The 9,264-nt window shown below is 36.6% G+C and carries 7 protein-coding genes; 2 read left to right on the top strand and 5 right to left on the bottom strand.

Translation table 11 applies throughout. The annotated features are described in order from the left end of the window. Positions 1-138: 138 nt before the first annotated feature. Positions 139-657, bottom strand: coding sequence for a tetratricopeptide repeat protein (locus ACP6PM_RS24220; protein WP_426589187.1), 519 nt, complete (start codon positions 655-657; stop codon positions 139-141). A gap of 715 nt (positions 658-1,372) precedes the next feature. Between ACP6PM_RS24220 and ACP6PM_RS24225 the strand changes: the two genes are divergently transcribed. Continuing rightward, a complete protein-coding gene (locus ACP6PM_RS24225) occupies positions 1,373-1,570 on the top strand; it encodes an NblA/ycf18 family protein (protein ID WP_426589189.1) in 198 nt (65 codons plus the stop codon). 167 nt (positions 1,571-1,737) lie between these two features. Here ACP6PM_RS24225 and ACP6PM_RS24230 read toward each other — a convergent pair whose 3' ends face one another. From ACP6PM_RS24230 to era, 4 genes are all read right to left on the bottom strand, one after another. After that, entirely contained in the window at positions 1,738-2,187 is a 450-nt protein-coding gene (locus tag ACP6PM_RS24230; protein WP_426589191.1) for a hypothetical protein, read from the bottom strand. A 1,598-nt stretch (positions 2,188-3,785) separates the two neighbouring features. After that, the gene (locus ACP6PM_RS24235) at positions 3,786-5,015 is read right to left on the bottom strand and encodes an ISAzo13 family transposase (protein WP_426589193.1); all 1,230 of its coding nucleotides are present in this window, start codon (positions 5,013-5,015) and stop codon (positions 3,786-3,788) included. Positions 5,016-5,132: 117 nt separating this feature from the next. Then, on the bottom strand, positions 5,133-6,203 hold the full coding sequence (locus ACP6PM_RS24240) for an N-acetyltransferase DgcN family protein (protein WP_426589195.1): 1,071 nt from the start codon (positions 6,201-6,203) through the stop codon (positions 5,133-5,135). Positions 6,204-7,087: 884 nt separating this feature from the next. Next, entirely contained in the window at positions 7,088-8,020 is a 933-nt protein-coding gene (gene era / locus ACP6PM_RS24245) for a GTPase Era (RefSeq protein ID WP_426589196.1), read from the bottom strand. Between the two features lie 563 nt (positions 8,021-8,583). Between era and ACP6PM_RS24250 the strand changes: the two genes are divergently transcribed. Further along, complete coding sequence (locus tag ACP6PM_RS24250; RefSeq protein WP_426589198.1) at positions 8,584-9,045, top strand: hypothetical protein; 462 nt, start codon at positions 8,584-8,586, stop codon at positions 9,043-9,045. The last annotated feature ends 219 nt before the right edge of the window (positions 9,046-9,264 follow it).

Below are 9,264 nucleotides of genomic sequence, written 5' to 3' on the forward strand. Positions count from 1 at the left end.
ATTATCCATTATCAATTAATGAAAAGATCATATCAAGCTGTTCAAGACCACTTTCATTTTTATCAAAAAGCTAAAAAATCTCTTCTAGAACTATATCCGTGAAATAATTGTCTGAAATTTATAGTATTGCAACAGCAATTAAGATTCTGCTTGAATCCTTTCTATTGCTTTCTCAACTTTTTCTGCATCTTCCGTTTTTCCTTGTTCTTTTAATAGGTCTCTAGCTTTAGTTAGAGATACTAACGCTTCGGGTCGTTTATTTTCCAAATACAAAGCTACCCCTAATTGATAATGAAGCACTGCTAGCTCTGGTCTGAGGCGAACAGCATTTTCAAATTGAGATATTGCTTCCGACAAATTATTTTGATTTGCCAAAAGACTACCCAGGTTAGCATAAGCTTCAGCAAATTCTGAGTCGAGTTCAATAGCTTTGCGAAATGCTACTTCTGCTAATTTTAGGTCTCCTTCTTTGTAAAGTTTCACCCCGCGCTCAAATTCTGCTTTAGCTTCTTGGTTGAGAGCAATAATTTTGGTGTTAATTGATTGGGGTTGTTTTAGGGTTGGTTTAAAAGAAGAAGCGTCAGCTTGAGTGGTGCTGAGTATGGTCAGTATTGAAATTATGGCGAATAAGCTGTACTTAGATTTTTTATAAAACATTTTTTAGAATTCTAGTAGTAATGGTTACTGATTCAGCATACTACCTATTTTCTAATTTTGAGCACCTCTTGAGAAATAAATCTCTATATAAGTCGAGTTGTTTGAGCTTTTCACTCTGTTTTTTCAGGAGTTATTTACTATCAGAAATTTGTTCAAAATGAGCATCTTTACTCTTGACTTTTATCTAAGATTTATTTACAAGCAAGCATAATGCTTGGTATTTGCCATTTTTATATCTGTGGTGCAAGGAAAATCATGGCAGTTTTGTCAAACATTTGTTATATTTTTTAACATAATGCGATAGTAATAATTGATTATCAGATTTATTTACAAGCAAGCATAATGCTTGGTATTTGCCATTTTTATATCTGTGGTGCAAGGAAAATCATGGCAGTTTTGTCAAACATTTGTTATATTTTTTAACATAATGCGATAGTAATAATTGATTATCAGAATTTCTGACAAGATTAGGCGATCGCTCTCGTCCAGTAATACATATCTGGATTTATTCAGGTTATACCAATTTTCTCAAGTATGGCTACACATCATATCTCAAGAATCAAAATATCTCAAGAATCAAATCATATAATCTGCCAGCAGATAAGCAGTGTAGCCTAAGTTTATGAAATTGGTATTAATTTTTTGTATCTAGATTTACCAATCCAGCTAAGAAGCATGGTCAGTAGGTCATTGTTGATATTAAAGGAGTTAAACTATGGAGCAACCTATGGAACTTCCATTAGAGAAGCAATTTAGCGTTCGGTCTTTTGAGACTCAGGTGCGGCAGATGAATTTACAACAAGCTCAAGAATGCTTAGTTGAATTATATGAACAAATGTTGGTAAGGGAAACTCTTTACCAACAATTTTTAAAGCATAATTGGGGATTAGAATCTAACCCTAATTTTGATTAACTCAGAAGTTGTCCCAGGGGCGACCTCCTTCTCTGACTCTATTTCAAACGAATGAAACAGATTTGGGGATGATGGGGCGTCAACTAATTTTTCAAATATCATAAATTTTCTACGCAAATATAGCCATTAATTGATTGAAGGAATTTTATAACTTTTAGTAAGATTAACTACTTTAGCTGACGCTCTATAGTTGCTTCCATAGCACTAATCAAAGAAGGACCTGTTAAAATGCCACTACTGGAGTAATATCGATCTTTATCTAAGCGGAGCAAAGTTTCAAAACCACTACGACGTTGGCGGTCATTTCCCAGTACCCAATAGCGCTGAATAATTGAATCAATACCAAGCCATCCTTCCCCTTCCACTTTTCCTAGCTCGCTGTGTTGCAGAAGAAAGGTATAGCGTCGTTCATCACTGTCGAGACGCCCTTTATACTGTAAAGTAATCTCCTCACGGTCTTTACTAGGAAATATTAGCTTTGTTTCCATAGAGAACCAATCTGTACGATCCCATGTCACGATAATGTTACCGTTGACAGTAATCAACATTCCGTTGCGTTCTAGCCAATTTCCTGCAATCATCCATTGGCCTGATTCTAAGATAAATGTATGAACCACAGTCCTATTCCTATACTGCTAATGCTAGCTTGATCAAATTTACCGAAAAATTGGGTTTAAAGCCTCCCCTTAAAAGGGGGACTTTGTGCTATGCTTATATAATGCAAAGGTATTCAACCGCTCTAAAAACCTAGCTACTAATCGTAACAAACTAGCACCAAGTACCAGAGAACCAAAGTTTTTTTTGAGGTTTGAACTGTACCGTAGGGAATGCGGGAACAGGCTCTTGTTAGCGCAGCTCCTCTGAAAGAGGCAATAGAGCAAACCCTTTGGGAGAGGACCATCTCTGGTCTAGGTATGGCAAGTTCATTAATGGATAATTGATAATTGATAATGGATAATTACCTCTTCCTTTTAGGGAGAGGATTGACCAACGCCGAAAAAATTTATTCTCAAGGGGAGATTGGAGGCTAGCGAGGAGACCTCGCCATCCCATCCTACGGACTGCTCCGCTTTCCGACCGCTCTCTTGGTCGATTGGAGGCTAGCGAGGAGACCTCGGCATCCCATCCTAACGGACTGCTCCGCAAACGACCGCTTTTTTCCCCTATCCAAGGGGAGGCTTTTAACCTAAACTGTTTAATTATTTAATTATTTAATTATTAATTATCCGGTAATTAGTTTAAGTGGACTTGTTGAACCAAGAATCCTGTTTTCAAGAGTATGTCAAGGGTTGGATACCCAACCATTACCATTAGCTTAGGTGGGGAGGAAAGCTGCCGTTATAGCCCATGGTCTCTAGCCAACCAAAAGGATACAGACTTGGGGAAAATCCTTAGCGTTGTTGGGCCTAACACAGTTTGTCGGCTCAGGTTACTTTTTCCCCAGAGGCTCAACAACTGTTTAGACTTGGAACTCACTTAGCGCTGGTTTTGGCAGAAGCTCAACTAAAGTATTAGGGACTTCTAAATCAAAAAATATGCCTTTATACTAAACCTAGGGAGCAGTTATCAGGCAGTCTGGGTATTTTACCCATACAGCAATCTAGTAGGTTGACAAAAACAATGTTTTGTGTAACCAAGATACCAATCTGCCAGAAGCTCAGATAATTCAGAAGCTCAGATAATTATAGTAAAAGTCCAAAACCCTCAACCCTTAGCCGGAAAAGGCAGGCAAATTGACTTACCAAGTATAGTGCTAGCATTATATGTGTATTTTAGACTATCTAGAGGACTTGTGTGCAAAAATTATGATTAGGAAAAATGCCGAGGAATATTCTCTAGTGACTATACTATAATGTAAATTTAGTTCCTCTAAACCATTTTTTGATTAGTAAAATGTATGAAGGCCAACATACTTGACTTTTGTTCTAAAATAAGGCCAACTATATTTGTAATTGTAATATCCATTCCCTAGTTCAGAATTATCAGAACAGCTAGTGCTAAACAAGTAATGATTTTTTGCAGCTTCCTTCTAGCAATTAAATGAATAGGTGAATAAACAATATCCTTACATATTTAAGATTACCTAAGAATAATTGAAACCCTACTACTGGTCTGTCAATATTGATTTGATGGGTAAGCTATTAAATTTTCTCCCTTGTCTACTTTTGCCCTTTCTCTTCCCAGTTAGTAGCCGTGTAAAAATAACTTGAACAATTTAAGCTATTGTTCTCGGCTTAATCACATAATTCCATTCACCATGAAAAGAGTCTGGTTCAATTCTAATGGCATTAAATTCTTCGCGACTTACTTTAATTCCTGTTTCGTAAAAATTTTCGTCTAGGTGGGCAACTACATTCAACCCTTGTGTGGTAGTAGTATTGTTAATTAGATTAATCACGACTTGCAAGCTAGTTAAGGGTCTGCCACGCCAGTTTTGGGTGCTCTGGCAAAACAAGCAATGTTCAATTTTGTTCCATTTACTTGTACCGGGAGGTCTAGGAGACACATGAATAGTCCGATTAATCTCGTCGGCAAATTCTTGTAGTTTTAACTTCCATAGTCGGGAGCGATAACTATTACTACCACCACAGTCGGCTGTAATCATTATCTTTTGACTATCTCGATAAAGTTCTTCACCCATTGAGTACCACCAATGGCGAATCGACTCCACTGCAAAGCAGGCTGTGTCATGGTCGACACCAACATTGACCCATCCAGTATTAAAAGTTAAGTCATAAATTCCATAGGGAATTGCTTTACCTAATTTGGGGTCAGCAAAGTCGTGCATTCGTACTTCTACTGGTTGTCCATTCACACACCATTCACTACCAGAGTTCTTAAAATCTCCAATTAATTCTTTTTTCTTGGTATCAACGGAAATGACTGGTTGATTTTCAGATTGGAAATATCTAACTTGTTGAGCAATATGTAAAAACTGAGCATCTCGATCTGGGTGAGACTCGCGATCGCGAGTCTTACGATTTGATTGTAGGCTGTAACCAAGAGACTCCAGTAAATTATAAACACTTTTAGGGCTGATTCTGTGTCCCTCTTGATTCAATCCTGCTGCTAATTTAGCTACACTTTTTGAAGTCCATTTCAGAGGAGATTCTGGGTCTCCTAAAGTCGCGGGTTCAATCAGTAATTCCAAATCTGTTAACAGAGTTGGGTCTTTTTCTTCTAGTAGTTTACGGCCACCACCAAATTCACTAATTCGATCGCTGTAGTCCGATCTTGTTGTTCCATCTGATTTACAGAGATTATCCATACCAGTATGAATTGTTGTGCGGGAAAGTCCAGTTGCTTTGGCCACCAAGGTGATACCTCCCCAACCCAGGCTTTGAGCTTCAATAGCTGCCCATATACGTCGTGTTTTTTCGTTTAAGTAAGGCCACAACAATTCATACTTGTCTTGAATAGTTTTGACTACAGAGTTATCAGACATATTACCCAACAATAAATGTGATACTTTTATTATTTAGCTTTGGGAGTAATTTGTTCAAGTTATTTTTACACGGCTCCTATTAGCATCTCAAGCAATCATTTGAAAATCGACAAACCATTACTTCTTGATGTTCATAACTGCATCCAACAATAAATCAGCACCAAAACGCACAGGGTCAGTACAAGGCAAACCAGTTTCTGTTTCCACTTGAGCGATCGCCGCTTTAGCAGCTACTTCATCTAAATGAAAAGTATTCATTGCAATACCTCTAACTCGCGGTGGTTGTAGAGCGCCACCTACACTAGCTACCATTTCGTACAACTGAACCACTATTGGTAATGGTGGAATCAATATATGAGGATGATTGCGAATATGAGTTTGATTGGCACGATGCACCAAGATTAAATCAGTAGGTTGAATACCACGCAATAATGGGAGGGTGGCAGTAGATCCTGGATGCAATAGGGAACCTTGCCCTTCAACAATAAGCAAATCATGGGTATTGCCAAACTTCATAATCATTTGTTCGACTGCCCCAGCAGCAAAGTCAACTCGCACTGCATCCAAGGCAATACCATCGCCAGCAATCATCAAACCCGCTTGCCCTGTGGCCAGAAATTTAGAATTGAGACCTCGGTGTTGAGCAGTTGCATTTAGTTCTAAACTGGTAGACATTTTGCCGATCGCCATGTCTGTACCAACTGTTAAAACCCGCTGACAAGAAAGTGTTCTAGCTTTCCCACTAGCAATAGTTAATCCTTGAGGTTCTTGACGCACATCCCATATCCATTGTGGCTTCCGCAAAAGTGGTATAATTTCGGAATTATTTGCGAGTGGGGTATGTAAACCGTTTACGACTGATAACCCAGACGCAACTGCTGCTTTGATTTCTTCAAACCATTCGTCAGGCAAAGCACCACCGGAGGGAGCGATACCAATGACTAATATTTCCGGATCAAAGGCGATAGCTTCGGCAACGGAAGCAACTATGGGGATATCACGGGGAATTTTAGTAAGTTCGGGCAATGATTTTCCAGCAGATTGGCGATCGATGACGGCAACAATATCTGCTTGACTATAACGTAATAGTGATAAACCTGTTTTGCCATGTAAACCATTAATGCCATCGTGTAGCAAAATTGCTATTTTACCATTTTGGATTTTTGATTGTGGATTTTCTGTAGTCATAATTTTCTCAAGGAAAAATTCTATTTGGTGATTTAACTAATTAACTATTAATATAGAGAAGGTTCTCATTTCAATTCTATATTTTAGGAAAAACAGAAAAAGTAATTGAAAACTTAATACTTACAGATAAATTAAAATTTGTAAGGTAGGCTACAATCTTTTTCCCTACCAGTTAATATCTGATATCAAATCCGGTAGTATTGCTATTATAAAATATTACATAAACATGGTTTTTGGGGCAGATTTCGGTATTGTGTGATATCTAAAGGTTTCTGGTAGAAATTATATCAATCCAAAACCAGGGAATTTAAACATGATTTATTACTTTAGCTTAGAAGTGACTTTGATTTAATAAAAACTATATATCATTTCTGAATTAGTTAAATTTAGCTATTATACAAATTGATAAATGTTGGCTACAAATAACTAGGACATTTATTAGAAGTCAAGAGTCATAATAAATAGGTTTTATAACATTTTTTTATCTCGTAACTTATCTTTTTCGTCAAATATACATTTCCGATAGAGTCTTATAATAGTGCTTATTTTTCGTGAAATTATTGTTTCAAAATGGCAGAATTTAATCTTTCTATAAAAATCCATCTTTAGGATTTATCGATGAGCATATTTGTTAAAGATAATTTCTAATTGCCCATAATTCTGTTTTGACTATAATTTTATAATTAATAACGTCACAATAACAAAATATCAATCCTACTCCTACTCAAATTAATGGAATTTATCTTATAGCATTAATACATGATAAATGCTTGATTTAAAAACTAATTTATACTTTGATATTTTTTCTGAAACCCCTAACAAGGCAACATTTACCACCTAAAACCTTTTTTCAGGAAATATAGCAAACTTGTTGAGATTTGGTATTATTCTTCAACCCGATACCCCAACTCCGCTAACTGAATGCGAGACTGTCGCCATTTAGGTTGTACTTTCACAAATAGTTCCAAATAGACCTTACCTGCAATCAACTTTTGAATTTGTTGACGTGCTGCGCTGCCAATGGCTTTTAACATATCTCCACCTTTGCCAATCATAATTCCTTTTTGAGATGAGCGTTCAACATTTATAGTGGCAAGAATACGGGTAATAGTTGGTTCTTCATCTACTCTATCAATAGCGATCGCTACTGAGTGGGGTACTTCCTCACGAGTCAACAATAAAATTTGCTCGCGGATTAGTTCCCCCATAATAAAGCGTTCTGGTTGGTCTGTTACTAGGTCAGGGGGGTAATAATAAGGTCCAGGTTCGAGATGTTCAATTAACAAATTTTGTAATGCTTCTATTCCGTCTCCTGTCAGAGCAGAAAATTTAACTATTTGCCAAGGGTGAGGAGTGATTAACTGATGATAACTAGCTTCTATTTCCCGATCATCTTCAGGTTGTAAGTCTAATTTGTTCATACCTATAATCACAGGTATTTCGGTTTTGTTCAGTAAATCTATAATATAGCGATCGCCTCCACCTGCTATTACCGATCCATCTACTACCAGCAAGACTACATCGACAGACTGAATTGCTACTTTAGCATTTTGAACTAATACTTTTCCTAGTTGGTGGTGAGGTTTATGAATACCTGGAGTATCAACAAAAATCATCTGAGCTGCTTGTGTGGTCAAGATACCACGCAGACGATTACGAGTAGTTTGAGCAACTGGGGAGGTAATAGCAATTTTTTGCCCCACCAGTTGATTCATCAAAGTAGATTTACCAACATTGGGTCGTCCTATTATACCAACAAACCCTGATTTATACCCTGCAGGTGCTACGGGAATAGTTATATTCGTGGACAATTCCATTTTTGTATTTTTTTAACTTTTGTTTCCCAAATAATAGCCGATTAAGTCAAAATTCTTGAATTGGGATAGGAAAATAGGAGTATAACAAACAAAAAGTTTCTAATGATAGATGCTATACATTTTTCTGATAGTAATAATAATATTATCAAAATACAAATAAACTATATATAGCATCTCTCAACTCAAATAGATGAGATACAAAAGTTTGATATTTTAGGGAACAGGGAACAAAAAAAGAGGAAAAAAACTGTATCTCATTCATTAAGAGAACCGCTATAGTATTGTCTGAGTCTCAAGTCACTCGTATATAGGTAAGATATAAACTCTACTTCTGAAATTAAGAAAATTAGTGTATGATAAAGCTGGGTAATTAACAGATATCTTGCTTAAGAATATATGTGTTTTCTCAACGTTAAAGAATTGTGTGGAGTATGATAATTTCACCTTGTCTAAGTTTTTTACAAGTTAGTTTAGTTGTTTGTTTTGACTGAACTAAGTAAGGCAGAAAATTTAGAAACCTGAAGAGGTTTTATCGGCTAACGTGTTAGTGTTAGGAGAATAAAATGAAGAAATTTGCTACATTATTAGGAAGTTTGTGTACTCTGGTGGTTGCAAGTTTACCTATGCCAGCTTTAGGAATACCATCTGATTTTGATTATAAATCAGGGTCAGAAGATTATCAACCATTACCAGACCTTTCTATTCCTTACAGAACTTTACCCAGAAAATTTGATTTTCCAATTATTACTGAGATTGATGTCGATGACAGCGTCCGTACCGATAGCCCGATAACTGATGCTTTTGTTAATAATTTACCTTCTATTCCCACTGGAATTACTCTAGATGAGCTGTTGCGCTACAGAGCAGAATATACTGCTTCCATAGAAGCTTGGGGAGAAGAGGTTACAGAGTGTCTGAATCAAAAACCCCTATTGATCAGAGTCAGCACAGGTAACCCAGTTATTATAAATGGAGAAGAAGGCACAATAGTTCTTAATGCAAATAATCGCGCTGTTTGTAGATAAATAAATTTCAGATAAGTAGCTTTCCTCTTTTTGAGTTATTCAAAAAGAGGGTTTTCTTTTAAACAAACAGAAAAAAGGATTGTTTCGATAGTCTAAAAACAATCCTTTTTTCTAAATTTTTTTGTAATAAATAGAAGAAACAATGAAGGCTGCATAGTCAGAAGTCAAAGGTTGAAGTTGAGGTCAAGCCCTCGGTCTGTTAGTGTGTCTTAGCTCCAT

This window comes from Dapis brunnea BLCC-M229 (assembly GCF_050015995.1).
Taxonomy (GTDB): domain Bacteria; phylum Cyanobacteriota; class Cyanobacteriia; order Cyanobacteriales; family Microcoleaceae; genus Trichodesmium.

Excerpts from the sequence above, each read along its gene's own strand:
- ACP6PM_RS24220 (WP_426589187.1), bottom strand. The coding sequence starts at position 657 with ATGTTTTATAAAAAATCTAAGTACAGCTTATTCGCCATAATTTCAATA.
- ACP6PM_RS24235 (WP_426589193.1), bottom strand. The coding sequence starts at position 5,015 with ATGTCTGATAACTCTGTAGTCAAAACTATTCAAGACAAGTATGAATTG.
- ACP6PM_RS24250 (WP_426589198.1), top strand. The coding sequence starts at position 8,584 with ATGAAGAAATTTGCTACATTATTAGGAAGTTTGTGTACTCTGGTGGTT.
- era (WP_426589196.1), bottom strand. The coding sequence starts at position 8,020 with ATGGAATTGTCCACGAATATAACTATTCCCGTAGCACCTGCAGGGTAT.
- ACP6PM_RS24240 (WP_426589195.1), bottom strand. The coding sequence starts at position 6,203 with ATGACTACAGAAAATCCACAATCAAAAATCCAAAATGGTAAAATAGCA.
- ACP6PM_RS24225 (WP_426589189.1), top strand. The coding sequence starts at position 1,373 with ATGGAGCAACCTATGGAACTTCCATTAGAGAAGCAATTTAGCGTTCGG.